This is a genomic window from Sphingopyxis macrogoltabida (assembly GCF_001314325.1).
Taxonomy (GTDB): Bacteria; Pseudomonadota; Alphaproteobacteria; order Sphingomonadales; family Sphingomonadaceae; genus Sphingopyxis; species Sphingopyxis macrogoltabida.
In genome coordinates, this window is sequence record NZ_CP009429.1 from 4,950,005 (window position 1) to 4,975,721 (window position 25,717).

The window sequence follows — 25,717 nt, forward strand, 5'->3', positions numbered from 1 at the left end:
TCATCGCGCAACAACTCGGTGAAAAGCTGGCCTGGTGCGATTAATCGGTGTGGAATCACTGGCAATATCGCCGGACTCGTCCTATCTCCGACTCGATTGGGGATGGAGTCGCAGAGCAATGGCGCGGAAACCGCGACATTTTTGGAAAGCCGGTCTCGTCGCTGCGGCGGCGATTTCGCTTGCGTTGCCGCCGGCACTGGCGGCGATGACGCGTGCCGACCGCATCCGTGACACCGCCCTTTCCGAAACATTGCTCGGCCAGTTCACGCCCGCTTCGGGCGACCCGCGCCTGATCGCGCGTTATTCCAAGATGTCGGCGGAAGCGCGCCGCAGCTTCATCTTCACCCCCGCGATCACCGACGACAGCCGCAAGAACCGCGCGATCACCGTCGTGATTCGCTCGCGCGACGACAGCTCGAGCGCGGCGCGCACCGCCGCCATCGCCAGCGGCCGCACCACCCCGGTCGCGATCGCGCCGGTCGCCTATAACCTCGGCGCTTCGGTCGGGTTCGAGAAATTCGTCACGCCGCAGCTCCCGCGCGGCACCGACCTCAGGAACCTGCCGGTCGCACGCGCGCCCGAACAGGCCGAGAAGAAGTCGCGCTTCGCGACGAAGATGCTGACGCGGCCGAGCGATCCCGCCGGCGCGACCGACCGCCTCACCGCGCCGGGCAACGACCAGACGGTCGATGTCGTCAGCAGCTATCGCCTGACCAAGAATATCGATGTCACCGCCGGCGTTCGCTATCGCAGCGACGACCGCGTCGAGCCGCTGACCGATTCGCGGCGCGACAGCCAGGCGGTCTACGTCGGAACCGCGTTCCGCTTCTAAACCCGGCGCTTCGCCGCCTTTTCCACCCATGCATCGATCGCGGCCCAGCCCGGTATCCCGCCTGCGCGTTTGAGCTTGCGCGCGCGTGCCGGGGTCATGCCGCCCAACGCAACCGGCCGGGCGCCCGTCAGCCGCGCGAGCCGCAGCCACGCCGCCACGCCGAGCGCGGGGGCACCCGGATGCGAGCGTGTCGGGTGGAGCGGCGAGATGAAGACCACCTCGGCCCCGGCGCGGCGGGCGCGGCGCGCCTCGCGCGCGTCGTGAACCGGCATGGTGAGGATCAGGCCGAGCCGGCGCGCGCGCGCTGCGTCGCGGGCCAAGTGCTGGCGCAGGTGGACGCCGTCCATGCCCCAGCGCCGCGCTTCGGCAGGCGATCCGGCGAGCAGCAGCACCAGCCGCCGCGCCCGCGCGATCCGGATCAGCCGCCGCGTGAGGCGCCAGCGCTCACCCTTCGCGAGACTGTCGTGGCGCAGCACGATGCCGCTGCCGGGCGGCAACCGCGCCGCCAGCGCCGCTATATCCTCCGCGATCCGTTCGTCGCTGAACAGCCATTGGCTCGGCAGGGGGTGGCGCCCGGTCATCGCGCTTTCTATAGGCGCGTCGCGGGCGCACGCAACGCGCCGCCGAGGCAGGATGATTTATGAACGAAGCGGCAGACAGGCTGGCCGGTGTCGAGGCGGCCATCGCGGGCGCGGCAAGCCGCGCGCAGCGGCGCGCAGGCGACGTCACCTTGATCGCCGTGTCCAAGACCCACGACGCGGACGCGATCCGCCCGCTGATCGCCGCCGGGCAGCGCCACTTCGGCGAGAACCGGGTGCAGGAAGCCGCGGCGAAATGGCCCGCGCTGCAGCGCGAAACGCCCGGCATCGCGCTCCACCTGATCGGCCAGCTTCAGTCGAACAAGGCCGAGGAAGCGGCGCTGCTGTTCGATGCGATCCATTCGGTCGACCGCTCGTCGCTCGTGCAGGCGCTCGGCAAGGCCTGCGCCAGGGCCGGCCGGCAGCCGCTATTGTTCGTCCAGGTCAATATCGGCGACGAGGAGCAGAAGGGCGGCTGCGCGGTCGCCGATCTTCCGGGGTTGCTGGCGGAGGCAACAGAAGCCGGGCTGAAGATCGAAGGGCTGATGGCGATCCCGCCCGCCGAACTCGAACCCGCGCCCTATTTCGCGCTGCTCGACGAACTCGCCGAGCGCCATGGCCTGCCGCTGCGCTCGATGGGGATGAGCGGCGATTACGAAACCGCGGTGATGCTCGGCGCGACGCATGTCCGTGTCGGGACGGCGCTGTTCGGATCGCGGGAATAGACGTCTACAGGAGCAGCCAGCCCGCAACGGCCCCGCCCGCGACGACCGCCGGGGTGACCCACGCGCCTTTCAAACGCCAGACCGCCGCCAGCGCCAGAGCGAAGAGTATCACGGCAAGGAGCGTGTCGGGGACGCGTGCGTCGGTCGCCGCGCCGAGCTGGAAGAAGGTCGCGGCGATGATCCCGACGACCGCCGCCGCGACGCCCGCCAATATCCGGTGGAGGGCCGGATTTTCGACCACCGCCTCCAGCCGCTCGAACAGGATCAGCGAAAAGGCGAAGGCGGGCAGGAACATCCCCGCGGTGATCGCGAGCGCGCCGCCGACCCCGCCGGCCACATAACCGACGAAGGTCGCGAAGATGACGAGCGGCGCCGGCAGCACACCGGCCAGCGCGATCCCGTCGAGAAAGGTCGCATCGCCGATCCAGCCGCGCCCCACCGTGTCGGCGCGAACATAGGGAATCGCCGTATAGGCGCCGCCGAAGGTCAGCAGTCCGCCCTTCAGACCGGCAACGAACAGCGCCGCGAGCGTCACCGGCGCTCCCGTCTCGATCGCGGCGTCTGCGCCGGGCATGGCGATCAGGCGCGCGGCGACGGCGACCGCGACCGCCGCAGCCAGGGTTATCGCTGCCAGCATCGGCCGATGCGAGCCGGCATAGACCAGCCCGCCGGCGACGAGCGGGATCCAGAACGGCACCCCGGCCAGCGTCGCGAGCAGGCAGGCGGCTGCGATTACTGCGAGCAGCCAGTCCTCGACGATATGCTGGCCGATCCGCACGACGGCGCGCAGGATGATCGCCAGCACGGCGACCTGCACCCCCAGCAGCACGCCCGATAGCCCCGCGTGGTCCGCGACCCATGTCGTATAGAGCCACCCCGCCAGCAGCATCAGTACGAGGCCGGGGAGCATGAAGCCCAGCCCCGCGAGCAGACCGCCGATCCGGCCCCGCGCCACCATGCCGAGATGCACGCAGAGTTCATGGGCTTCGGGTCCGGGCAGGACTTGCAGCACCGCGAGCAAGCGGTTGAAGCGCGCCGGGTCGATCCAGCGCTCCTCCTCGACCAGCGCCTGCCGGATCATCGCGATCTGTGCGACCGGCCCGCCGAAAGCGAGAGCGCCGAAGCGGAGGAATTTCAGGAACAGCGCCGCGAGGCCGAGCTGCGATGGACGAGATTCGGGAAATTGATCGGTGGCCATAAACGCTCCGTGCGCCGCAGATGCGGCGGGATGGAGCGGACTTGGACGGGCACCGTCTGAACGGGCGTCCGCGTCGGCCCGTTGCGGCCATATCGGCGAAAGCATGGCGCCGAGTCAACGCCCGGCTGGCGCACTATTGATATTCGACCGTCACCGGAATCCGCCCGCGATAGTCGCCGTCGTCGAGCGCGGCGATCTGCAGCCGGCCGCCGAAACGGAATTGCAGGCGCCCGTCGGGACCGAGCCGCGGCGCCGCCGCAAGGTCGGTGGCGAGCCCGGTGACGCGGGCGCGGCGGCCATTGCCCCCTTCGAGCTCGATCGTCGCGGGCAGGATGACGCGCACTTCTGCCCCCGGCGCGCCGCGCACCGTGACGGTGCCGGTCAGCGAAAAGCCGCCGAGGTCGACGACATCGCCGCCGAGGCGGCGCGCGCCCGATACCGGATCGACCTCGATCGTACCGCCCATCGCCCCGACCGCGACGCGGCCCATGTCGAGCTGGGTTTCGACATCGATGCGCAGCGGCGTTTCGGCCTGGCGAGTCGATGCCGTGCCCTTCGTCGCGTCGGGGGCGCAGAGCAGGCACTGCGCCGTCGCCGCGGACGGCAGGGCGAACAGGGCCAGGCAAAGGAAAAGGCGCATTTTCACAGACCTGCGCCTATCATTTCATGGTTAAGCCTGCGTAAAGCCGGTACGGCGCCAATTCGCTGGCCAGCCCCCTGCTTTTGGGTCACACCCGCGCGATGAACAGCTCCCCGCCGCCCGTCCGGCTGAACGCCCTCGCCACCGCTGTCCCGGATCACGACATCCACCGGCCGTTCATCGACTGGGCGACGCCGCGCCTCGCCGATACGCGCCTGCGCGCGCTCTTCGCGCGGATGGCGGCGCGGTCGGGGATCGAGCATCGCTGGTCGGTGCTGCCGCCGACCCCGGCGGGCGGCTCGCCGGTCGCGCCCGGCGGCTTTTACGACGTTCCCGGCCTGCCGCCGACCTCGGCGCGCATGGCGGCCTATGCGCAGCACGCGCCCGACCTTGCGATGCAGGCGGTCGGCGCGCTGGGCGACGCCTTCGATCCGGGGCGCATCACCCATCTCGTTACCGCAAGCTGCACCGGCTTCGTCGCGCCGGGGATCGACCAGATCCTCGCGCGGCGGCTCGGCCTGTCCGCCACCGTCGAGCGCGTGCTGATCGGCTTCATGGGCTGTTACGCCGGGATCACCGCGCTGCGCACCGCGCGCCATATCGTGCGATCCGACCGCGAGGCGGTCGTGCTCGTCGTCAGCGTCGAACTGTCGACGCTCCACCTCAGCCTCGCCGACCAGCCCGAACCGCTGCTCGCGATGCTGCAATTCAGCGACGGCGCCGCGGCGGGGATCGTATCGGCCGCGCCGGGCGGAATTGCACTCGGCGAGGGAGCCAGCCTTGCGCTGACCGACAGCGAGGAACTCATCCGCTGGGACATCGGCGACAAGGGGTTCGAAATGGTCCTGTCGGGCGAGGTGCCGGGGCGGCTGCGCGAAGCGCTCGCCGCCCCCGGCGCGCAGCAACTGCTGTTCGGCGACGCGGGTCCGCCGCCGCTGCTCGCGGTGCATGCCGGCGGCCGTTCGGTGCTCGACGCGGTCGAACATGCGCTGGCGGTTCACCCCGAAGCGCTCGCCGACAGCCGCTCGGTGCTGTCGCGCTTCGGCAATATGTCGTCGGCGACGATCCTCTTCGTCCTTGCCGACATGATGGCGCGCGGCGCGACGGGGCAGGGGATTGCGATCGCTTTCGGCCCCGGCCTCGCCGCCGAAGCGATCCGTTTCGCCGCGTCATGAACCCCTTCGCGAGCCTTGGCACGCCGATCGAACGCGAGGAGGAAATGGACGCGGTCGAACTGCCGCCCGAACGTTATGCCAGGGTTCTTGCCGACCTGTCGCGGATCAACGCGCTGACCATGGCGCCGCGCCCGACGCTGGGCTTTCTGGAGCGGGTCCGGGCGCGCGGGACCGGCGCCCGGCCGTGGCGCATCCTCGACGTCGGCTTCGGGGCCGGGGACATGCTCGCCCGCATCGCGCGCTGGGGCGACCGGCGCGGCGTCGCGCTCGAGCTTGCCGGGGTCGACCTCAACTCCAAAAGCGCCCCCGTCGCCGAGGCGCGGCTTGGCGGGCGGGCGCGCCTGATCACCGGCGATTATCGCGATCTGGCGGGGCAGGGGTGGGATATCATCCTATCGAGCCTCGTCACCCACCATATGACGCCGGATCAGCGCACCGGGTTCCTGCGCTTCATGGATGCCGAAAGTGCGCGCGGCTGGCTGGTCAATGACCTCCACCGTCAGCGCCTGCCCTTCATGGGCTTTCCGCTGCTCGCGGTGCTGGCGCTCGCCGACCCGATCGTGCGGCGCGACGGGCAATTTTCGGTCGGGCGCAGCTTCCGCCGCGCCGAATGGCAGGCGATGCTCGCGGCGGCGCTGCCCGAAAGCGCCGGCGCGTGCCGGATCTTCCGCAGCTTTCCCTACCGGCTCTGCGTCGAGCGGATCCGGTGAGCGAGGCGATCGTGATCGGCGCCGGGCCCGCGGGGTCGGCGGCGGCGATCGGATTGGCGCGCGCGGGCGCGAAGCCGCTGCTGCTCGAACGGTCGCGCGAGACCGGCGATGCGCTGTGCGGCGGCTTCCTGAGCTGGCAGTCGCTCGCGCGGCTCGAAGGGCTCGACATCGACCCCGCTTCGCTCGGGGGCCAGCCGGTCGCGCGGGTGCGCCTGTTCGCGGGCGCGCGCCGGAGCGAAACGATGCTGCCCGCCCCCGCGCTCGGGGTTTCGCGCCGCCGGCTCGACACCGCGCTGCAGGCGGCAGCCGAGCGCGCGGGCGCCGGCCTCGAACGCGGCGTCCATGCCACCGCGATCGGTGACGGCGCGGTGCAGACGCGCGACGGCGCCAGCCTCGCCGCGCCGTCGCTGTTCCTCGCCGCGGGCAAGCATGGCTTTCGGGGGTTTCCGCGCGATCCCGCCGCATGGCAACGCCGCGACCCGGTGATCGGCCTGCGCCTGCGGCTCCCCGCGCATCCCGCGCTCGACCGGCTGGTCGGCGACGCGGTCGAGCTTCATCTGTTCGATCGCGGCTATGCCGGGCTGGTGCGGCAGGAGGACGGCAGCGGCAATCTTTGCCTCGCCGCGCATAAATCGCGGCTCGACGATGCCCGAGGCGATCCCGCCGCGCTGCTCCGTGCGCTCGGCGACGCGCATCCGGCGCTCGGCGAGCGGCTGGCGCACGCCGACTGGATGCGCAATGTCGATGCGATCGGCCATGTCCCCTATGGCTGGCGCGCGAGGGCCGGCGAACCCGGCCTCTTCCGCCTCGGCGATCAGGCGGGGGTCATCCCCAGCCTTGCGGGGGAAGGCATGGGCCTTGCCTTCGCCAGCGCCGACGCGGCGGTGGCGGCATGGCGCCGCGGCGGCCCCGGTGCCGCGCCCGTTTTCCAGCGGCGGCTGGCAAACCGCATGGCACGGCCCTTCGCACTCGCGAATATCGTCTGGCGCGCGGGTGAAAATCCCCGCTTTGCCGGTGGTGTGATCTCGCTCGCAGCCTCGCTGCCGCGGCTCGTGCAATGGGTATCGCACGCAACGCGCATCCGGGGCGCTTGAGCGGCTTCCCCTTGCCGCCCGGCGCTTTCGGTCCGATATTGTCGGCAACGATGGCTCCCGGGATCGGGACGCCTGAAAAGGAGCTTTCCGCATGACCGATCCGAACACCGAAAAGACCCTCGACCCGATGGCGCATCATGTGCTGCGCGAGGGCGGTACCGAACGCGCCTTCACCGGCAAATATACCGACCACAAGGGCGACGGCATGTACCGCTGCGCCGGCTGCGGCGCGCCGTTGTTCGACAGCCGCACCAAATATGACAGCGGTTCGGGCTGGCCAAGCTATACCGCGCCGGCCGAGGGTGCGGCGGTCAGGGAACTCAGCGATACCAGCCACGGCATGGTCCGCACCGAAGTGCGCTGCGCGACCTGCGAAGGCCATCTCGGCCATGTCTTCCCCGACGGCCCCGGGCCGACCGGGCTGCGCTATTGCATCAACAGCGCGGCGCTTGACTTCGCCGACCGCGGGCAGGATGACGCAAGCACCGGCAAAGACTGAACCTCTTCGCCGGGGGGCTGACGATCAAGGGCCGCAGACAGGGCGCGGCGAGGGAAGGAAAACAACGCTTTGCGCCGCGAACGACAGCAGGCATCGTCGGGTAAATCATCATCTGCGGGCAAAGGCAGCGGCGCGTCCCCGAAGGGCGAGCCGCCGCGCTGGCGCGTGTGGATGCGCCGGCTCATCCGCTGGGGACTGGGCCTCGCGCTCGTCGGCGCGGTCGCGGTCGCGGTCGCGGTCGGCATCGCGGTGCAGCGTATCCCGAGCTTCGAGGAACTCAAGAAGTCGCCCGCCGGCCAGACGATCCGCATCCATGCCGCCGACGGCACCGTCTTCCTGTCGCTCGGGCCCAATTACGGGCGCTGGCTGACCCTGCGCGAGACGCCGCAGGTGATGCAGGACGCGATGGTCGCGGTCGAGGACCGGCGCTTCCGCTATCATCCCGGGGTCGATCCCGTCGGCATGGCACGCGCAGCGGCGGTCGCGGTGAAGAATCGCGGCAGCGGCCGCCGCCTGCAGGGCGCCTCGACGATCACCCAGCAGCTGGCGCGCAACATCTTTCTGTCGAACAGCTACACCTGGACGCGCAAGATGCGCGAAATGGTCCTCGCACTGGCGCTCGAATGGAAATTCTCGAAGGACGAGCTGCTCGAACTCTATCTCAACAAGGTTTATTTCGGCGGCGGCAGCTATGGCATCGACGCCGCCTCGCGGCGCTTCTTCGGGCATAGCGCGACCGAAATGTCGCTCTCGGAAGCGGCGGTGGTCGCGGGGCTGGTCAAGGCGCCGTCGCGCTATTCGCCGACCGCCGACGCGCAGGCGGCGCTGGGCCGCGCCGGGGTCGTGCTGAGCGTCATGGTCGACGCCGGGGTGATCACGCAGGCACAGGCGGATAGCGCCGAGCCTGCCAACGTCCAGCTGGCGGCGGAAACGGGGCAGAACAGCGCGCGCTATTTCACCGACTGGGCGCTGCCCCAGCTCGACATGCTGATCGACGAGGGCAGCGAGGCGCTCGACGTCTATACGACGATCGACCTCGGTATGCAGCGCGCGGCAACCGCATCGATCCAGGCCAATGTGCCGAAGGGCGTGCAGGGCGCGCTGGTTGCGCTCGACCGCGACGGCGCGGTGCGCGCGATGATCGGCGGCACCGACTATGTCACCTCGAACTACAACCGCGCGACGCAGGCGCTGCGCCAGCCGGGGTCGGCATGGAAATTGTTCGTCTATATGGCGGCGCTCGAATCGGGCTATAAGGTCGACGACGAAGTGGTCGACGAACCGGTGACGATTAACGGCTGGTCGCCGCGCAACTCGTCGGGACGCTTTTCGGGCGCGATGACGCTGCGCACCGCCTTCGCCTATTCGGTCAATACCGTCGCCGCCAAACTGGGCGACGAGGTCGGCTTTTCGGCAGTCGCCAACATGGCGCGCCGCTTCGGGATCACGACGCCGGTCAACACCCACCCGTCGATGGTGCTCGGCAGCGCCGAGGTGCGCGCGATCGACATGACCGCCGCCTTCGCCGCGGTGGCGCGCAAGGGCGTGTCGGTGCAACCCTATGGCATCACCAAGGTTACCACTGCCGACGGCCGTCTGCTCTACCAGCGTCCAGCGGAGCGCGGGCAGGTCCTGGTCGACAACTGGGTCGCCGCGGGCATCACCGACCTCCTCCAGACCGCGGTTGCGACCGGCACCGGCAAGGCGGCGCAGATCGGCCGCCCCGTCGCGGGCAAGACCGGCACGACGTCGAGCAACAAGGACGGCTGGTTCCTCGGTTTTTCGAGCGGCATCACCACCGGCGTCTGGATGGGCCGCGACGATGCGAAACCCGTCGGCGGGCTGCAGGGCGGCCGTGCGCCGGCCAAGGCCTTTGCCGATTTCATGCGCGTCGCGGTCGCGCGGCGCCCGGTCGAGGCCTTCGATACCGAGGTCAAGCTGCCCGAATGGCAGCTCGAGGAAGAGGATGACGCCTATTTCGGCGCCCCCGAAGAAGGCGGCGGCGGGCTGACCGACGAGAATGGCATGCCGATCGAACTGCCCTATGACAGCCGCCCGCCGCAGGGCGATGCGCCGCCGGCGGCGCCGCCGCAGGACGACGGGCCGGTGCTCAACCAGCAGTGGATCGAGGAGCAGACAGGCCGGCGCCCGCCGCCCGAAAACGGCGCTGCGCCCAAGGCCCCACCGCAGACGAAAGCGCCCGCACAGCCGAAGGTCGTGGTCCCACCCGTGGTGAAGGCACCCCCGCGCGAACCGGCGCGGACCGACGGCAACTAGGCCGTAAACCGGTAGCGGTGCAGCCCGCGCCCTTCGCGGCGCAGCCAGCCGCGCGCCGCGGCGACATCGCCGTCGTGCAGTTCGTCGACCAGCGCGTGGAAGTCGGGGCCATGGTCCATGTGCCGCAGATGCGCGACTTCGTGCGCCACGGTGGCGCGGCGCACGTGCGCGGGCGCCATCACCAGCCGCCAGCTATAGCGCAGGTCGCCGGTCGCGGTGCAACTGCCCCAGCGGCTGCGCGGATCGCCCACGCCGACCCGGCCGACTGTCAGTCCGGCGCGCGCGGCGATCTCGCGGCTTTCGCGCTCCATCAGCGCCAGCGCCTCGCCCTTCAGCCAGCGCTCGACGCGCCGCCCGACGGTTTCGCGCGGCCCGCCGAGGATGAGCGCCTCATCGTCCAGCCGCACCGCGCGCGGCGCCGCTGCCGACCAGTCGATACGGCGGAGGGCACCGAAAACGGGGACCGCCGCACCGGGCCCGACAAGCACCGGCAGCGCCGCCTTGCCGACCTGTTCGGCGAGCCACTCCTGCTGTTCGCTCGCCCATTTGAGCGCGCGCGCGGCGTTGGCGCGGCGCGGCAGGGTCAGGCGCAGTTCGCCGCGCGGCGCGTCGAACACCAGCCGGTAACGGCGCGACTGCGCGTGATGGACAAGCCGCACCGGCCAGGCTTCGTCGCCGACCAGGATGTGCGGGCCCTCTGCCCGGAAATCAGACGACGCGTTCGACAAGATGATTCTCGAGCGGCCCGGCCATATCCTCGCTGACCGTCCAGCCGACGATCGATTCGCCGGCGCGGTGGACGGCATCGCGGTCGCCGCAAACCAGATAATGCCAGTCGGGCAAGGGCTCGCCTTCGGCGCGCAGGCGATAGGCGCAGGTCTGCGGCAGCCATTCGATGCCGTCGACCTTGGCCTTGGTCAGCGTCAGGCAATCGGGGACGTGGCGGCGGCGATGCTTGTAATCGCCGCAGCGCGCGGTCTGGAGATCGAGCAGCCGGCACGCGACGTTGGTCGGATAGATGCGGCCGGTGTCTTCATCCTCCAGCTTGTGCAGGCAGCATTTGCCGCAGCCGTCGCACAGCGCCTCCCACTGGCCGGCGTCGAGGCTGGCGAGCGGCGCTTCCCAGAAGGGGGGCTGCGATGTCGCCCCCGCCATGGTCACTTGACCCACTTCGCCAGCTCGGCGGCGACCTTGTCGGGCGCGCCTTCGTCGGGATCGGTCGACGGGTCGTCGAGCGGCACGAGCGCCAGCGGCTTGCCGTCGGGGTCCATCAGGAAGGCCAGCTGGCTGTGCGCCATCAGATAGCGGTCGGGGGCCGATCCTTCGACCTTGTGATAGGTGACGACATAGGCCTTTGCCACTGCCGCGATCTGTTCGGGCGTGCCGGTCAGTCCGAGCAGGCGCGGGTGATAGCGTGCCACGAAGGGCTTCAGCGCTTCGGGCGTGTCGCGCGCCGGATCGACGGTGATGAAGAGCGGCGCGACCTTGGCGCCGCGCGCGGCATCGGCCTTTTCGAATTGCGACAGGCCGCGCATCAGCTTTTGCAGATCGACCGGGCAAATGTCGGGGCAGAAGCTGTAGCCGAAATAGACGAGACGATATTTTCCGGCGAAATCGCTGTCCTTGACCGTCTTGCCATTCTGGTCGGTCAGCGTGAACGGGCCGCCGATCCGCGCCCCTTCGAGCGGCGGCTTCGCGGCGGGCGGCGACGCGGCGGGACCGCCGCATCCGGCAAGCGCCGCGGTAAAGAACAGCAGCAGGCTTGAACGGACAAGCTTTTGTCCCATAATTGCGATATTCATCATGCGGCCAGCCTTGGTCGGCTAGCCGCCGAAAATCAACCTTTGCGTCGCATCGCGGCGCACACCGCCAGGGGTCGCCCGAATATGTTCCGACGCGTGAAATTCCGTTTCATCGCACCCTTGCTCGCCGTGGCCATCGGCGCCGGGGCGTTTACCGCGTCGCCGGCGCTCGCGCAGTTCCGCGGCGGCTTTGCGTTCCTGCAGGCGGTCGAGAACCGCGACGGCACCAAGGCGACCGACGCGCTGAAGGACGACGCGACGCTCGTCAACACCCGCCACCCCGACCGCGGCGAGACCGCGCTGGCGATCGTCACCAAACGCCGCGATACGAGCTGGCTGCGCTTCCTGATCAGCAAGGGCGCCGATCCTTCGATCGCCGACCGGCAGGGGGTGACGCCGCTGATGCACGCCGCGCTGCTCAATTATGTCGATGGCGCGCAGGAATTGCTCGATGACAAGGCGCCGGTCGACCAGGTCAACCGCCGCGGCGAAACCGCGCTGATCCTTGCCGTGCAGGCAAAAAATGCGGCGATGGTCCGCCTGCTCGTCAAAAACGGTGCCAACGCCGACAAGGCCGACCATATCGCCGGCATGTCGGCGCGCGACTATGCCAAGCGCGACGACCGGACCGGGCAATTGCTGGCCCTGATCGACTCGAAGCCCGATGGAGTGCCGCGTGACAATAGCGCGGTGTTCGGACCGAAATGATAGGGCCAATGTGATTGCTTGATTGACAATCACATTTCAGTGTGAGACACCCTCGGCATGTCTACACAGCTCATCGACCGCATTCGCGGCATCGTCGACGACGGGACCATGTCCCGTTCGGGTCTTGCGCGCGCCGCCGGCCTGCACGCCAACAGCCTGCGCGACCTCGATTCGCCCGGCTGGAACCCGACGGCCGAGACGCTGCGCAAGCTCGAAAACTGGCTCGCGAACGGCAGCGACCTGTCGCCGATGGCCAGTCCCGAGGAAATCATTGCCGAGGCGCGCAACGGCCGCATGTTCATCCTCGTCGACGACGAGGATCGCGAGAATGAGGGCGATCTGGTCATCCCGGCGCAGATGGCGACCCCCGATGCGGTTAATTTCATGGCGACGCACGGCCGCGGGCTGATCTGCCTGACCCTGACCAGGGCACGCGTCGACCTGCTCGGGCTCGAGCTGATGAGCCGCGCCAACGGCACGCGCCACGAAACCGCGTTCACCACCTCGATCGAGGCGCGCGAGGGCGTCACCACCGGCATTTCGGCCGCCGACCGCGCCCGCACCGTCTCGGTCGCGATCGACGGCGCCAAGGGCCGCGACGATATCGTCACCCCCGGCCATGTCTTTCCGCTGATCGCCCGCGACGGCGGCGTGCTCGTCCGCGCCGGCCATACCGAGGCGTCGGTCGACATCGCGCGCCTCGCCGGGCTCAACCCGTCGGGCGTGATCTGCGAGATCATGAACGACGACGGCTCGATGGCGCGGCTCGACGACCTCATCCCCTTCGCGCGGCGCCACGGGCTGAAGATCGGGACGATCGCCGACCTGATCGCCTATCGCCACCGCAACGACCGGCTGGTCGAATGCGTCGCCGACGAACCGTTCGAATCGGATTATGGCGGCGACTGGCGGCTCAAATCCTATCGCAACAAGATCGACGGCAGCATCAACATGGTACTCCAGAAGGGCGCCGTCGATCCCGACGGCGTGACGCTGGTGCGCATGCATCCGGTGTCGCTGCTCGACGATCTGATGGGCCGCCCCGGCGCACGCAAGCGCCGCCTGCAACGCTCGATGGACGCGATCGGCGAAGCCGGATCGGGGGTCATCGTCCTCCTGATGCGCCCGCTGCCCGGGTCGGCCGAGGCCGAAGCGACACCGCCGCCGAGCGGCGGCATGGACCTCAGGACCTATGGTATCGGCGCCCAGATTCTCGCCGACCTTGGCGTCCATGCGATGGAACTGCTCACCCCCTCGCACAACAATCTCGTCGGCCTCGAAGGCTATGGCCTGTCGGTCGTCGGCGAACGCTCGATCCCCGGGGAGGCCGCATAATGGCGCATGTGCTGATCGTCGAAGCCCGCTTTTACAGCCACCTCAACGACATGCTGATCGATGGCGTGAAGAGCGCGCTCGAGGCCGAAGGACATAGCCACGAGACGGTGACCGTCCCCGGCGCGCTCGAAGTGCCGGCCGCGATCTCGCTCGCCGCCGACAGCGGCCGCTACGATGCCTATGTCGCATTGGGCGTCGTGATCCGCGGCGAAACCTATCATTTCGAGGTGGTCTCGAACGAAAGCGCGCGCGGCATCATGGCGCTGACCCTCGACGGCCTCGCGATCGGCAACGGCATCCTCACCGTCGAAAATGAAGAACAGGCGCTTGCGCGCGCCGACAAGACGCGCAAGGATAAGGGCGGCGAAGCGGCGAAGGCTGCGCTCGCGATGCTGGCCCTGAAGGAACAATTCGGCATTGGCTGATCGACTGCCCCCCAGCCGCTATTCCGTCGTCGAGCGCGGCGGGCGGCTGGTGGTCATCGACCGGGAGACGGGACAGACCCCGCTCAGCGCCGCCGAGCGCATGGATATATACGACCGCAAGATGGGCATCGAGCCGATGCGGCCCGTCGCGCGCGAACCTGCCCCCGAAGCGGCGCCCGCCGCAAAAACCCCGCCGACCCGTACGCCGCCGCCGACCGCGCGCGCCGGCAACCGGATGGAGGCCGCTGTCGCGGCGATGAACCGCAAGCAACCGTGGCAGGACAAGCCCAAAGCCGCCGCCGCTCCACCGCCGGCCCGGATTCCGGCGCGTTCGCCCTCCTCTACCGCCGCCGCCGCTGGCGGCCGCAAGACCATCGTCACCGGCAAGTGGTGGGATGCGAAGGGCCCGCGCACGATCGAGCTCGGCAAAAAGGGCCAGCAAGCGCTGACCGGCGGCTTCGTAACGATAGCGGTCGTCTTCATCATCGCGTCGGTCATCGCGCTGTTCAACGCGCCGGTGATTTTCTTCGTCGGGGCCTTCCTGCTGTTCCGCTTCGGCGGCAATATCCTCGGTCCCATCGGCGCGGGGATTGTCGACAAGGCGCTCGCCGAAAAGGGGTAAAAAAGGCGCCGCCCCTTGCGGGAACGGCGCCTTTCGGACCCTCAGGCCGCGACCAGCGCGGGATAGTCGGTGTATCCTTCCGCGCCTGGCGAATACCAGGTCTGCGGATTGTCGGCGGCCCATTCGGCGCCGGCGCGGATGCGTTCAACGAGGTCGGGGTTGCCGATGAACGGGCGGCCGAAGGCGATGGCGTCGGCCAAACCGTCCGCCAGCGCTTGCTCGGCGAGCGCGACGTTATAGTCGCTGTTGAGGATCAGCGGTCCCTTGAAGGCCTGCCGGATCGCCGGCGACTGCTTCGGCACATCCGTCTTGCCAAAGGTCCCGTCAGGGCCCGGCTCGCGCAGTTCGAGAAAGGCGATGCCGAGCGCATCGAGCGCCGCGGCGGCGGCCGGGAACAGCGTTTCGGGCGCGCTGTCGTCGACGCCCTGCGTTTCGCCGTTGGGCGACAGGCGCACCGCAACACGGTCCTTGCCCCAGACGCCGATCAGCGCCTCGGTCACTTCGCGCAGCAACCGGATGCGGTTCTCGACCGGGCCGCCATAATCGTCGTCGCGCAAATTGCTGCCGTCGCGCAGGAACTGGTCGATCAGATAGCCGTTCGCGCCGTGGAGCTGGACCCCGTCGAAACCGGCGCGCTTCGCATTTTCGGCCGCCTTGACATAATCGCCGATCAGCCGCGGAATCTCGTCGAGGCGCAGCGGGCGCGCCTCCTCGAGGTCGCGGCGCCCGACCGGCGTGTGCGCGCGGCCGGTGCCCGTCGTCGCCGAGGCCGAGACCGGCTGCTTGCCGTCGTTGAACACCGAATGGACGAGCCGCCCCATGTGCCAGAGCTGCGCGACGATGCGCCCGCCCGCCGCGTGCACCGCCTCGGTCACCGGCTCCCAGCCCTCAACCTGCGCGTCGGTCCAGAGGCCGGGCGCGCTCGGCCAGCCGAGACCCTCCTGCGAAATCCCCGTCGCTTCCGAAATGATCAGCCCCGCCGAGGCGCGCTGGCGGTAATAATCGCGCGCCAGTTCGTTGGGGACGAAACCCGGCCCGGCCCGGCCACGCGTCAACGGCGCCATGATGATGCGGTTCGGCGCCGCGATGGCGCCCAGCGAAATCGGATCGAACAGCGATGCGGTCATATTTCCTCCATCTGTCACTTTCCCCGCGACGGCCCGCCGGGCTGCCGCTATGCGCCCGAAGCTATGGACGCCCGGGCGCCAAGGCAATGGTGGGTAGCAAAAGAAAATCTAAATGACAGCGAAGATCGAAGGCATCGATGGCGCGGACGGCGCGCCGCTGCGTGCAGGCCGCTGGGGTTTCGCGGCGCTGTTATTCGGCAACATTGCGCTGTCGCTGGGCGCGATGCTCGTACGGCTCGCCGATACCGGCCCCGTCGCCTCGGCCTTCTGGCGCCTGCTCCTGGCGCTGCCCCTGCTGGCGCTGTTTGCATGGCGCGAAGCGGGCGGACGGGTGCCGCCGCGCGGCGCGGTGATCGTTGCAGCAGGCGCAGGGGTATTCTTCGCGCTCGACCTCGCCGCCTGGCACGTCGGAATAGTCCAGACCAAGGTCGCGAACGCAACGCTGTTCGGCAACAGCGCCAGCCTGTTCCTCATTCTGTGGAGCATTTTCCTGACGCGTAGCCTGCCGCGCGGCTGGCAGGCGCTTGCCATCCTGCTCGCCTTTGCAGGCTCGGCGCTGCTGATGGGGCAAAGCTATGAACTGTCGCCCGACTATCTGGTCGGCGACCTGCTCAGCCTGCTCGCCGGGGTGCTCTATACCGTCTATGTCATCCTGATGCAGCGCGTGCGCGGTACGCTCGCGCCGTGGACCGCGCTCGGCATCTCCTCCTTCTTCAGCGCCCCCATCCTGCTCGGCGTCGCGCTTGCCCTCGGCGAATCGGTCATGCCGCATAACTGGACGCCGCTGATTCTGCTCGCGCTGACCAGCCAGGTCATCGGGCAGGGGCTGATCATCTGGTCGCTGCCGCGCTTCTCGCCGCTCGTGCTCGGGCTGACCCTGCTCGTCCAGCCGGCGTTCGCCGCTTTCGCGGGCTGGTGGGCCTTCGGAGAAACCCTCGGCCCGATCGACCTTTTCGGCGGGATGATGGTCGGGGCGGCGCTGGTATTGATCCGGTTGCCGAGCCGCACCGCGCAGCCTATCTGATGGCTATGGCTTCCATCCTGCCCGCCGATCCCACCCTCGACGAGATTCGCGCTGCGCTCGCGCCGCTGATTGCCGGGAATGCCGCGTTCGACGGTTTCGGCGACGCCGCGCTCGTCGGAGCCGCCGCGCGGGCCGGCGTCGATCCCGACGTCGCACGGCTCGCCTTTCCCGGCGGCGGCCGCGATATGGTCGACGCATGGTTCGCCGACATCGATGCGCGCATGGCGGCGAAATGGCCGGCGGAGAAGCTGGCGACGCTGAAGATTCGCGAACGTATCACGACGCTCGTCGAAACGCGCATCGACCTGTTGTCGCCCGATCGCGAATCGCTGCGCCGCGCGCTGGCGCTCCTCGCGCTGCCGGGCAATGCGCCGCACGCCGCAAAGCTCGGCTGGCGCGCCGCCGACCTGATGTGGCGCCTCGCGGGCGATACCGCGACCGACTATAATCACTACAGCAAGCGCGCGATCCTGGGCGCCGTCTACGCCTCGACGATGGCGGTGTTCCTCAATGACGACAGCGACGGTTTCGCCGATACCCGCGCCTTCCTTGCGCGGCGGATCGACGCGGTGATGCGCTTCGAGGGCTGGAAACACCGCCGCGCCGCGAACCGCATTGCCCGACCCAGCCTCGCCCGCTTCGTCGGCCGCCTCCGCTACCCGGGGCGCTGATCGGCTCCCGATAAAGAACTGGCGTCAAGCGATTGTTATTGATAATCGCTCGCAATGACTGCTGCACTTGAACATTTGCTGGACCGGGCGCCGCTGGGCGTCGCGGTGCGGATCGCGCGTATCGACTGGAATGCCATGTCCGCCGACGAGGGGCGCCGCCTGCGCGAATTCGGTCTGATGGAAGGGGTCGAAATCACCCCCCTGCACCGCGGCAGCATCTTTTCGCGCGACCCGCTCGCGCTCGCGGTCGGGCGGATGCGCGTCATCATTCGCGCGCGGCAGGCAGCGATGATCACCGTCGAAGCGGCCGCCGGGGACGAAAGGCGAAGCGCATGACCGGCGCCATCCCGTCGATCGCGCTGGTCGGCAACCCCAATGCCGGCAAATCGAGCCTGTTCAACGCGCTGACCGGCGCGCGGCAAAAAATTGCCAATTACCCGGGCGTCACCGTCGAACGAAAGGCGGGGCATGCCAGTTTCGCCGACGGCCGTCCGATCTCGCTGATCGACCTGCCCGGCAGCTACAGCCTGACCCCGGCGAGCCCCGACGAGGCGGTGACGCGCGACGTCATCATGGGCCGCCAGCATGGCGAGCAGCGCCCCGATGCGCTGGTCGTCGTGCTCGATGCCGCGAACCTCGACAACCATCTCTGCTTTGCGCTCGAACTGATCGCGCTCGGCCTGCCGACCGTCGTCGCGCTCAACATGCTCGACCTTGCCGAGCGCGACGGGCTGACGCTCGACCCGGCACGGCTCTCGGCCGAACTCGGCGTCCCCGTCGTCCCGACCGTCGCGGTGCGGCGGCGCGGCCTGACCGAGCTGCTCGCCGCGCTCGACGAGGCGATGCGGACGCAGGTGCCGCGCACCGATGCCGCCGCCGCGGCGCCGGCCGCCGACAAGTCGCTGCACCAGCGCGCCCGCGCCATTTCGCGCGCCGCGACGCTTGCCGAAACGCCGGTGCGCCGCTGGACGCAGCGCGTTGATGCGGTGGTGCTCCACCCGGTCGCGGGCTTTGCGATCCTGCTCGCGCTGATGTTCGTGATGTTCCAGGCGGTCTATGCCTGGGCCGGCCCGCCCGCCGACGCACTCGAGGGCCTCGTCGGCACGGCGCAGCAATGGGTGGTCGCCAACCTCCCCGAAAATTTCCTCCGCGACCTTGTCGTCGAGGGGCTGCTCGCGGGCGTCGGCGCGGTCGTCGTCTTCCTGCCGCAGATCCTGATCCTCTTCCTCTTCATCCTCCTCCTCGAAGCGTCGGGCTATATGACGCGCGCCGCGTTCCTGATGGACGGGCTGATGGCCAAGGTCGGATTGTCGGGACGCGGTTTCATCCCGCTGCTCTCCAGCTTTGCCTGCGCCGTTCCCGGGATCATGGCGACGCGTGCGATTCCCGATGCGAAGGACCGGCTGACGACGATCCTGATCGCGCCGCTGATGACCTGTTCGGCGCGATTGCCGGTCTATGCGCTGATCATCGCCGCCTTCATCCCCGATCGCGGCGTCGGCGGCACGAGCATCGGATTGCAGGGGCTGGTGCTGTTCGGTCTCTATCTTGCCGGCATCGTCGGCGCGCTCGCCGTCGCCTTCGCGCTCCGCCGCACGGTGGCAAAGGGCGACGCCGCGGGCTTCATGATGGAAATGCCGCGCTACCAGATGCCGCAGTGGCGCGACATCGCGATCGGCCTGTGGCAGCGCGCATGGATCTTCCTCCGCCGCGCCGGGACGATCATCGCGATGACCACCGTCATCCTGTGGCTGCTCCTGAGCTTCCCCAAGGCGCCCGCAGGCGAAAGCCAGGTCGAATATAGCGTCGCCGGCCGCATCGCGAGCGGGCTGGAGGTCGCGGTCGCGCCGATCGGCTTCAACCACGACATCGCGCTCGCGCTGATCCCGGCGATGGCGGCGCGCGAGGTCGCGGTGTCGGCGATGGCGACCGCCAACGCGATCGACGCGGGCGACGACGAGGAGGCGATGGCCGAATCGCTCGGCGAACGGCTGCAGGGCAAATGGAGCCTCGCCACCGCGCTCGCCTTTCTCGCCTGGTTCGTCTTCGCGCCGCAATGCATTTCGACGATCGCCATCACCCGGCGAGAGACCAACGGGTGGAAATGGCCCATGTTCATGGTTGGCTATTTGTTCCTGCTCGCCTATGCCGCAGCAGGTATCACTTACTGGACAGCCGTCGCCTTTGGCCTAGGCTGATCCTCCCAACTTTTGAGCGGAGCGGAGCGGCGATGGCTGGCAGCGTCAACAAGGTAATTTTGATCGGCAATCTCGGCGCCGATCCCGAAATCAAATCGTTCCAGAACGGCGGCAAGATCGCCAACATCCGCATCGCGACCAGCGAACAGTGGAAAGACCGCATGTCGGGCGAGCGCAAGGAGCGCACCGAATGGCATAATGTCGTCGTCAACGGCGACGGGCTGGTCGGGGTGGTCGAGCGTTACCTGAAAAAGGGCTCGAAGGTTTACATCGAAGGGTCCTTGCGCACCCGCAAGTGGCAGGACCGCGACGGCAACGACCGCTACACGACCGAAGTCGTGATTGCGGGCATGGGCGGCACGCTGACCATGCTCGACGGCGCCCCCGGCGGCGGCGGTTCGCGCGGCGGCGATAGCTGGTCGCAGGGCGGCGGCTCGTCGGGCGGCTGGGATCAGGGCGGCGGTTCGGGCGGAAGCTCGGGCGGCGGCGGTTCGGGTGGCGGCTGGAACCAGGGCGGCGGTGGCGGCTCGGGCGGCGGACGCCCGCCGTTCGACGACGATCTGGACGACGACGTCCCCTTCTGAGGATTTCTGAGCGATGGCGAGTGACCTGCTGACCGCCGCGGACGTCGCGCGCGGCGTATGCCGGCTGTTCGCGCAGCAGGGGCTGGTCGCGATCCCCGAGGTGCCGCTGCCCAACGGGCGGCGCACCGACCTCACCGCCATCGACGCGAGGGGCAATATCACCATCGTCGAGATCAAGGTCAGCCGCGCCGACCTGCACGGCGACGGCAAATGGCCCGACTATTGCGACTGGTGCGACCGTTTCTATTGGGCGCTCGCGGCGGGGCTCGACCCCGCGATCCTCGAAACCGAGGGCTACCGGCCCGAAAGCTCGGGGCTGATCGTCGCCGACCGCTATGGCGCCGCAGTCGTGCGCGAAGCCGCGAGCTGCAATCTCGCCCCCGCCCGGCGCAAGGCCGAATTGCTCCGCATCGGCCGCCTCGCGATGCGGCGGTCGATGCTCGCGGCCGATCCCGAACTGGCGGCGGGGTGGATGGAAGGCTGAAGCGGCTCAGCGCGGCTCGGTGCGCTCGTAATGGACGCACCAGGCGAGCGCAGCGCCCGATAGTCCCGTCCACAGGATCAGCCCGACCCATATCCCCCCGCCCATCAGCAGCGGCATGGCAATCAGGACAAGCGCGAGCGCGAATGACCCCAGCGCGACACGCAGATAGTTTTTGAGCGGACGCTGCGTCTGCGTTTCGACATGTTCGACGGCAAAGCCGAGGGCAACAATGATCGCGGTCAGCGCGATGCTGAAAAGATCGATCCCGTGGCGCAGGAAATTCAGCAGGAAAAGCACGGCGGCGGCCAGCCACACCGTATTTCGCCAACGCATGAAGCGCGGCGCGGGCGAGCCCGCCTTCATCCCCGCGCCTGCATCCGCGCGAGATAGCGCGCGAGGATATCGATCTCCAGATTGACCGGCCGCCCGGCCGCCGCTTCGTCGAGCGTCGTCATCGCCTGCGTGTGCGGGATGATGTTGAGCGTGAAATGCGCCTCGCCGTTCGGCTGGTCGGTTACTTCGTTGACCGTCAGCGACACGCCGTCGACGGTGATCGAGCCCTTGGGGGCGATATGCGGCGCCAGCGCGGCGGGGGCGGCGACGGTGACCGTGATGCTGTCGCCGATCGGCTCGACCGACACGATGCGGCCGATATCGTCGACATGGCCGGTGACGATATGCCCGCCGAGTTCGTCGCCGATCTTCAGCGCCCGCTCGAGGTTGAGCCGGCGCCCCTGATCCCACATGCCCGGCGCGGTGCACGCGAGCGTTTCGGCGCTCGCGTCGATCGCGAACCAGCCCGCCGGTCCGTTGCTGCCCTGATCGACGCCCTTTTCGACGACGGTCAGGCAGGCACCCGAACAGGCGATCGACGCGCCAAGGTCGATGCTGTCCACATCATAGGCGGTTTCGATGACGAGCCGGGTGTCGCCGCGATCCTCGCGGCTGCGAATGGTGCCGATGTCGGTGATGATTCCGGTGAACATAGGGTCCTCAAATTGTCCTGATGCGCTCGTAGACGTCGAGCCGGTCGCTGCCAAGCAGGCGGCTGTCGACAAGCCGCCAACGGCCGTGGGCATCGGCAAGGTCGGTCAGCCCGATGTCGCCGAGCGCCGGGCGGCCGCCGCCGATCAGCACCGGCGCGCGATAGAGCAGCAGCCGGTCGACGCGGTCGGCGGCGAGAAAGGCCGATGCCGCCCTCGCGCCGCCCTCGACGAGCAGCGAATCGACGCCCTCGACCGATTCGGGCGCAGCAACGGCGGTCCAGCCCGCGGGCGCGCTTCCCGACGTCAGCAGCAATTTTTGCGGGCTGCGACCTTCGAGACCCGGCAAGCGCACGTCGAGCTTCGGCGCATCGGCGTCGAACGTACCGCGGCCGACAAGGATCGCCTGATGCTGTGCGCGTTCGAGGTGGCCGTGCGCCCGGGCGCGGTCGCCGGTGATCCAGCGGCTCGCGCCGTCGGCGAGCGCGATACAGCCGTCGAGCGAGGTCGCGAGCTTGAGCGTCACGAACGGCCGCCCTTCGGCCCGCCGCGTCCACCATGGGGCCATCGCGCGCCGCGCCTCGGCCGGCAGGACATTGAACAGGACGTCGATCCCCGCGTCCTGCAGCCGCGCGATTCCGGCACCGTCGGTGCGCGGATCGGGGTCCTGCGCCGCGATCACCACGCGCGCGACGCCCGCGGCGATCAGCAGGTCGCTACACGCCGGACCGCGGCCGCCGGCATGGGCGCAAGGTTCGAGGCTGACATAGGCAGTGGCGCCGCGCGCGGCTTCGCCCGCCGCCGCGAGCGCCACCGCTTCGGCGTGCGGGCGCCCGCCGGCCGCCGTCCAGCCGCGGCCGACGACCCGCCCTGCCTGCACCAGCACACATCCGACATTGGGGTTGGGCGCCGACTCCGGCCGGCCGCGCGACGACAGCGCGATGGCGGCCGCCATCCAGTCGGCGTCGGCGGGCGGACGCTGCATCAGCGCCGGGGTTGATCCGCGGGAGCGGGCGGCGCCCCGCGCGCGGCGCGTTCGGCCAGCGTCGAGCGCGCCTGCGACGGCGCGGGCTTTTTCTTCGCCGCCGCCGCTTCTTCCGCACCGAGCGTTTCGCGCGTCACCTTGTCGGCCTCGCTCGAATCATATTCGATCCCCATGCTGTCGGCGAAACGCTGGTATTCGGCGCGCTTTTCGGCGTTGCGGCGCGTCGTCTCCTTGGCGCGCGCGACCCAGTCGGCGCGAATCTCGGCCTCCCCGCGCGTCGCCTTCCAATTTTCGAAATAGATGATCTGCGGCTTGGGCTTTTCATACGGGATCAGATATTCGGACACGCCGTGGAACACGACCCACGTCAGCGCCACCGCGACGCCCCATATCGCCCAGCGGTGCGGGCGCGGCTCGCGGATATAGCTCCAGAAATCGGCGACGCCGCCGCCGACATCCATATTGTTGAACATTCCCATGACGCCAATTTAGGCGATGTCGCGCCGATTTGCGAGAGGGTCGAAGATTGCGCGAAACGGCGCTCGCGCCCAATGGCGATTGCAAAAAATGCAACTGCGGATGTTCTTTTCGCAGTTGCGAAATTCATTGTGCACTGCAATATCACACTTGCCTTTTAGGCATCCTCTCCCAAAACTTTCACGGGCCACCCACGGGTGGCCCTTTTTTTTCGACCTTTTTGGTTGAGAGGGTCGATCCGGCTCGTCCGAATCAATCTTGCGACGGGGTTCGCGTTTCGAATCGCCTGACTTCGGCGATGAAGCTTCCCGGCAGCGGGGTTGGCTGGCCGCTGTCGGTATCGAGATGCGCATAGCTGATCTCGATGTCGGTCAGCCGTTCGGTCCCGCGGAAAATCCCGCAATGCAAGGTGAAGCTCGTCCTTCCGAAGCGGCTGACCCGCGCCGCGATGGTAATCAGTTCGTCGAGCCGCGCCGGCGCGTGATAGTCGATCTCGCAATGTGTCTCGCGAATATCTGTACCATATTGGTTAAAGTACGGCCCGGGCTGCCCTTCGCCGAGCGCGCGGAAATATTCGGTCACGCCGATATCGGCATAGACGAGATAATTGGCGTTGAAGACGATGCTCTGCCCGTCGATCTCGTTGAACCGCACCCGCACGCGCTCCTGCACGCGGAAGTCGGCAAGCGGTACGTCGCTGCGAAGACCGGTCATGCCCGCGCCTCAGGCCGCAAGCGCCGTCGGGGCGCGATCGATCGGCGCACAGGCGGCGGCAAGCCATTCGCGGTCGGCACCGTCCATCGCCGCGCCCAGCTTTTCGAGCACCTCGGCGTGATAGGCGTCGAGCCAGTCGGCCTCGGCCGGCGACAGCAGCGCCGCATCGACGAGGTCGCGTGCGATCGGCGCGAAGGTGATCGTCTCGAACGCCAGCATATCCTCCTCGGCCCCGTCGATGCGGACCGGAACCACGATGACGAGATTCTCGATACGGATGCCGAAGCTGCCCGCCTTATAATAGCCGGGCTCGTTCGAAAGGATCATGCCCGCGTGGAGCGCCTCCTCGGTGCCCGCCTGCCCGCCGGCGGGCTTGGCGATCCGCTGCGGCCCTTCGTGCACCGCCAGATAGGTGCCGACGCCGTGCCCGGTGCCGTGGGCATAATCGACCCCGTCGGCCCACAGATATTGCCGCGCGAGGATGTCGAGCTGGCTGCCGCGCGTCCCCTTGGGAAAACGCGCCGTCGCCAGCGCGATATGGCCCTTCAGCACCTGCGTGAAGCGGCGGCGCATTTCGGCGGTCGGCGTGCCGATCGCGATCGTGCGCGTGATGTCGGTGGTGCCGTCGTCATATTGCCCGCCCGAATCGACGAGGTAGAGCGTGCCGGTTTCGACCGCGCGGTTCGTCGTTTCGTCGACCTTGTAATGCGGCAAGGCGCCATTGGGTCCCGCGGCCGAGATGGTGTCGAACGACAGATCGCGGAGCGCGCCACTCGCCTCGCGATATTCGCGCAGCTTCGCCGCGGCGCCAAGCTCGTCGAGTCCGCCCTGCGGTGCGACCTCCGCCATCCATTTCAGGAAACGCGACACCGCGACGCCGTCGCGCACATGCGCAGCGCGGGTGCCGTCGAGCTCGACGTCGTTCTTGATCGCTTTCGGCAGCACCGCCGGGTCGCGGTGGCGTTCGATCGTCGCACCGGCGGCTTCGAGCGCGGTGAAGATCGCCGCGACGGCGCGGTCGGGATCGACGGCGACCTTCTTGCCCGCCAGATCCGCAAGCGCCGCCTCAAACGCTTCGCGATCGTGGATACGCACGCTGTTGCCGAGGTGCGCGCGCACCGCGTCGGTGACCTTTTCGGGGGCGACGAACAGGTCAGCGGTCGCATCGGCATGGAGCAGGGCAAAGGCGAGCCCGACCGGCGTGTGGCTGACGTCGGTCCCGCGGATGTTGAAGGTCCAGGCGACCGAATCGAGCGCGGTCATCACCGTCGTGTCGAGCCCCTTCGCCCTCAGCCAGTCGGCAATGACCGCGCGCTTGTCGGCGGCCGCCTGCCCGGCGAGTTTCGTGTCGTACACCGTGACCACCGCATCGCTCGGCGCCGGCTGGTCGTCCCACGCCGCGTCGAGCGGATTCGCGTCGACCGCGACGAGGGTCGCGCCCTTCGCCGCCAGCGCCTTTTCCAGCCCGCGAGCCCAGTCAATGCTGTGGAGCCACGGGTCGTAGCCGACCTTCTGCCCCGCGCTGACGTTGGCGCCGAGCCATTCGGCGACGCTCGACTGCGGCACCCCGACATAGTCGAACAGCGTCCCGTCGACCTGATCGCGGACCTGCACCGTATAGCGGCCGTCGACGAACACCGCCGCCTTTTCGGGCAGCACCGCCGCCGTCCCCGCCGAGCCGCCGAAGCCGGTCAGCCACGCCATGCGCTGCGCATATTCGCCGACATATTCGCTCATATGCTCGTCGCTGATCGGCACGACGAAACCGTCGAGGCCGCGCGCTTTCAACTCGGCGCGCAGGCGGGCGAGGCGCTCGGCGTGGATAGTGCCGGGGACGGGGCTGGACATGA

At 68.9% G+C, this 25,717-nt stretch carries 30 protein-coding genes; 17 read left to right on the plus strand and 13 right to left on the minus strand.

Annotated elements, in window-relative coordinates:
• Positions 1 to 118 precede the first annotated feature (118 nt).
• Positions 119 to 832 (plus strand): hypothetical protein, encoded by a 714-nt coding sequence (locus tag LH19_RS23870; protein ID WP_054589755.1) that lies wholly within the window; start codon positions 119 to 121, stop codon positions 830 to 832.
• Here the strand turns inward: LH19_RS23870 and LH19_RS23875 are convergent.
• Entirely contained in the window at positions 829 to 1,413 is a 585-nt protein-coding gene (locus LH19_RS23875; protein ID WP_054732207.1) for a thiamine phosphate synthase, read from the minus strand. The genes LH19_RS23870 and LH19_RS23875 overlap by 4 nt on opposite strands.
• A gap of 59 nt (positions 1,414 to 1,472) precedes the next feature.
• Here LH19_RS23875 and LH19_RS23880 point away from each other — a divergent pair, with 59 nt between their 5' ends.
• The gene (locus LH19_RS23880) at positions 1,473 to 2,135 is read left to right on the plus strand and encodes a YggS family pyridoxal phosphate-dependent enzyme (RefSeq protein ID WP_054732208.1); all 663 of its coding nucleotides are present in this window, start codon (positions 1,473 to 1,475) and stop codon (positions 2,133 to 2,135) included.
• Positions 2,136 to 2,139: 4 nt separating this feature from the next.
• Here LH19_RS23880 and chrA read toward each other — a convergent pair whose 3' ends face one another.
• Positions 2,140 to 3,333 carry a chromate efflux transporter gene (gene chrA / locus LH19_RS23885; RefSeq protein ID WP_054732211.1) on the minus strand — a complete coding sequence of 398 codons (1,194 nt, stop codon included), beginning with the start codon at positions 3,331 to 3,333 and terminating at the stop codon, positions 2,140 to 2,142.
• Positions 3,334 to 3,466: 133 nt separating this feature from the next.
• Complete coding sequence (locus tag LH19_RS23890) at positions 3,467 to 3,973, minus strand: DUF4402 domain-containing protein (RefSeq protein ID WP_054732213.1); 507 nt, start codon at positions 3,971 to 3,973, stop codon at positions 3,467 to 3,469.
• 101 nt (positions 3,974 to 4,074) lie between these two features.
• On the opposite strand from LH19_RS23890, the gene LH19_RS23895 reads away from it, so the two are divergent.
• The 5 genes from LH19_RS23895 (at position 4,075) to LH19_RS23915 (ending at position 9,728) form a co-directional block, all read left to right on the plus strand.
• Positions 4,075 to 5,148, plus strand: coding sequence for a type III polyketide synthase (locus LH19_RS23895; RefSeq protein ID WP_054732215.1), 1,074 nt, complete (start codon positions 4,075 to 4,077; stop codon positions 5,146 to 5,148).
• Positions 5,145 to 5,858 (plus strand): methyltransferase domain-containing protein, encoded by a 714-nt coding sequence (locus LH19_RS23900; RefSeq protein ID WP_054732217.1) that lies wholly within the window; start codon positions 5,145 to 5,147, stop codon positions 5,856 to 5,858. Before LH19_RS23895 ends, LH19_RS23900 begins: the two co-directional genes overlap by 4 nt.
• On the plus strand, positions 5,855 to 6,952 hold the full coding sequence (locus tag LH19_RS23905) for an NAD(P)/FAD-dependent oxidoreductase (RefSeq protein WP_145923584.1): 1,098 nt from the start codon (positions 5,855 to 5,857) through the stop codon (positions 6,950 to 6,952). Before LH19_RS23900 ends, LH19_RS23905 begins: the two co-directional genes overlap by 4 nt.
• A 91-nt stretch (positions 6,953 to 7,043) precedes the next feature.
• Positions 7,044 to 7,451, plus strand: coding sequence for a peptide-methionine (R)-S-oxide reductase MsrB (gene msrB / locus LH19_RS23910; protein ID WP_054732219.1), 408 nt, complete (start codon positions 7,044 to 7,046; stop codon positions 7,449 to 7,451).
• A gap of 171 nt (positions 7,452 to 7,622) precedes the next feature.
• Positions 7,623 to 9,728: a transglycosylase domain-containing protein gene (locus tag LH19_RS23915; RefSeq protein WP_082396106.1), complete on the plus strand. Its 2,106-nt coding sequence runs from the start codon at positions 7,623 to 7,625 to the stop codon at positions 9,726 to 9,728.
• Here LH19_RS23915 and LH19_RS23920 read toward each other — a convergent pair.
• From LH19_RS23920 to LH19_RS23930, 3 genes are read right to left on the minus strand one after another with little or no spacing between them, the layout of a single operon-like run.
• Entirely contained in the window at positions 9,725 to 10,456 is a 732-nt protein-coding gene (locus LH19_RS23920) for a M48 family metallopeptidase (RefSeq protein WP_234716019.1), read from the minus strand. The two genes, LH19_RS23915 and LH19_RS23920, sit on opposite strands and share 4 nt — an antisense overlap.
• Entirely contained in the window at positions 10,437 to 10,883 is a 447-nt protein-coding gene (locus LH19_RS23925; RefSeq protein ID WP_054732223.1) for a YcgN family cysteine cluster protein, read from the minus strand. Before LH19_RS23925 ends, LH19_RS23920 begins: the two co-directional genes overlap by 20 nt.
• Positions 10,884 to 10,885: 2 nt before the next feature.
• Positions 10,886 to 11,533, minus strand: a complete 648-nt coding sequence (locus LH19_RS23930; protein ID WP_054589746.1) for an SCO family protein — start codon at positions 11,531 to 11,533, stop codon at positions 10,886 to 10,888.
• An 81-nt stretch (positions 11,534 to 11,614) separates the two neighbouring features.
• On the opposite strand from LH19_RS23930, the gene LH19_RS23935 reads away from it, so the two are divergent.
• Genes LH19_RS23935 through LH19_RS23950 form a run of 4 tightly spaced genes read left to right on the plus strand, consistent with a single transcriptional unit; the run spans position 11,615 to position 14,620 of the window.
• Positions 11,615 to 12,238, plus strand: a complete 624-nt coding sequence (locus tag LH19_RS23935; protein WP_054732225.1) for an ankyrin repeat domain-containing protein — start codon at positions 11,615 to 11,617, stop codon at positions 12,236 to 12,238.
• Between the two features lie 57 nt (positions 12,239 to 12,295).
• Positions 12,296 to 13,573 (plus strand): 3,4-dihydroxy-2-butanone-4-phosphate synthase, encoded by a 1,278-nt coding sequence (gene ribB, locus LH19_RS23940; RefSeq protein ID WP_054732227.1) that lies wholly within the window; start codon positions 12,296 to 12,298, stop codon positions 13,571 to 13,573.
• Complete coding sequence (ribH, locus tag LH19_RS23945; protein ID WP_054732229.1) at positions 13,573 to 13,998, plus strand: 6,7-dimethyl-8-ribityllumazine synthase; 426 nt, start codon at positions 13,573 to 13,575, stop codon at positions 13,996 to 13,998. Before ribB ends, ribH begins: the two co-directional genes overlap by 1 nt.
• The gene (locus tag LH19_RS23950; RefSeq protein WP_054732231.1) at positions 13,991 to 14,620 is read left to right on the plus strand and encodes a hypothetical protein; all 630 of its coding nucleotides are present in this window, start codon (positions 13,991 to 13,993) and stop codon (positions 14,618 to 14,620) included. Before ribH ends, LH19_RS23950 begins: the two co-directional genes overlap by 8 nt.
• Positions 14,621 to 14,661: 41 nt before the next feature.
• Here the strand turns inward: LH19_RS23950 and LH19_RS23955 are convergent, their stop codons facing one another.
• On the minus strand, positions 14,662 to 15,747 hold the full coding sequence (locus LH19_RS23955) for an alkene reductase (protein ID WP_054732233.1): 1,086 nt from the start codon (positions 15,745 to 15,747) through the stop codon (positions 14,662 to 14,664).
• A gap of 112 nt (positions 15,748 to 15,859) precedes the next feature.
• On the opposite strand from LH19_RS23955, the gene LH19_RS23960 reads away from it, so the two are divergent.
• The 6 genes from LH19_RS23960 to LH19_RS23985 are packed head-to-tail and all read left to right on the plus strand — an operon-like array spanning position 15,860 to position 20,708.
• Positions 15,860 to 16,771, plus strand: coding sequence for a DMT family transporter (locus LH19_RS23960; RefSeq protein WP_082396111.1), 912 nt, complete (start codon positions 15,860 to 15,862; stop codon positions 16,769 to 16,771).
• Positions 16,771 to 17,442 (plus strand): COQ9 family protein, encoded by a 672-nt coding sequence (locus tag LH19_RS23965; RefSeq protein WP_054732236.1) that lies wholly within the window; start codon positions 16,771 to 16,773, stop codon positions 17,440 to 17,442. The genes LH19_RS23960 and LH19_RS23965 overlap by 1 nt, the downstream gene beginning before the upstream one ends.
• 54 nt (positions 17,443 to 17,496) lie before the next feature.
• Complete coding sequence (locus LH19_RS23970; RefSeq protein WP_082396114.1) at positions 17,497 to 17,778, plus strand: FeoA family protein; 282 nt, start codon at positions 17,497 to 17,499, stop codon at positions 17,776 to 17,778.
• The gene (feoB, locus tag LH19_RS23975; RefSeq protein ID WP_054732239.1) at positions 17,775 to 19,640 is read left to right on the plus strand and encodes a ferrous iron transporter B; all 1,866 of its coding nucleotides are present in this window, start codon (positions 17,775 to 17,777) and stop codon (positions 19,638 to 19,640) included. The genes LH19_RS23970 and feoB overlap by 4 nt, the downstream gene beginning before the upstream one ends.
• Before the next feature lie 32 nt (positions 19,641 to 19,672).
• Entirely contained in the window at positions 19,673 to 20,224 is a 552-nt protein-coding gene (ssb, locus tag LH19_RS23980) for a single-stranded DNA-binding protein (protein WP_054732242.1), read from the plus strand.
• A 13-nt stretch (positions 20,225 to 20,237) separates the two neighbouring features.
• Positions 20,238 to 20,708 carry an MmcB family DNA repair protein gene (locus LH19_RS23985; protein ID WP_054732246.1) on the plus strand — a complete coding sequence of 157 codons (471 nt, stop codon included), beginning with the start codon at positions 20,238 to 20,240 and terminating at the stop codon, positions 20,706 to 20,708.
• A gap of 6 nt (positions 20,709 to 20,714) precedes the next feature.
• On the opposite strand, the gene LH19_RS23990 is transcribed toward LH19_RS23985, so the two are convergent.
• From LH19_RS23990 to LH19_RS24015, 6 genes are all read right to left on the minus strand, one after another.
• The gene (locus LH19_RS23990) at positions 20,715 to 21,071 is read right to left on the minus strand and encodes a hypothetical protein (protein ID WP_054732249.1); all 357 of its coding nucleotides are present in this window, start codon (positions 21,069 to 21,071) and stop codon (positions 20,715 to 20,717) included.
• On the minus strand, positions 21,068 to 21,694 hold the full coding sequence (locus tag LH19_RS23995) for a riboflavin synthase (RefSeq protein WP_054732252.1): 627 nt from the start codon (positions 21,692 to 21,694) through the stop codon (positions 21,068 to 21,070). The genes LH19_RS23990 and LH19_RS23995 overlap by 4 nt, the downstream gene beginning before the upstream one ends.
• Positions 21,695 to 21,701: 7 nt before the next feature.
• Entirely contained in the window at positions 21,702 to 22,646 is a 945-nt protein-coding gene (ribD, locus tag LH19_RS24000) for a bifunctional diaminohydroxyphosphoribosylaminopyrimidine deaminase/5-amino-6-(5-phosphoribosylamino)uracil reductase RibD (protein WP_054734247.1), read from the minus strand.
• A gap of 29 nt (positions 22,647 to 22,675) precedes the next feature.
• A complete protein-coding gene (locus tag LH19_RS24005) occupies positions 22,676 to 23,149 on the minus strand; it encodes a hypothetical protein (RefSeq protein WP_234716020.1) in 474 nt (157 codons plus the stop codon).
• Positions 23,150 to 23,405: 256 nt separating this feature from the next.
• Positions 23,406 to 23,867, minus strand: coding sequence for an acyl-CoA thioesterase (locus tag LH19_RS24010; RefSeq protein ID WP_054590460.1), 462 nt, complete (start codon positions 23,865 to 23,867; stop codon positions 23,406 to 23,408).
• A gap of 9 nt (positions 23,868 to 23,876) precedes the next feature.
• Positions 23,877 to 25,715 (minus strand): aminopeptidase P family protein, encoded by a 1,839-nt coding sequence (locus LH19_RS24015; protein WP_054732257.1) that lies wholly within the window; start codon positions 25,713 to 25,715, stop codon positions 23,877 to 23,879.
• Between the last annotated feature and the right edge of the window lie 2 nt (positions 25,716 to 25,717).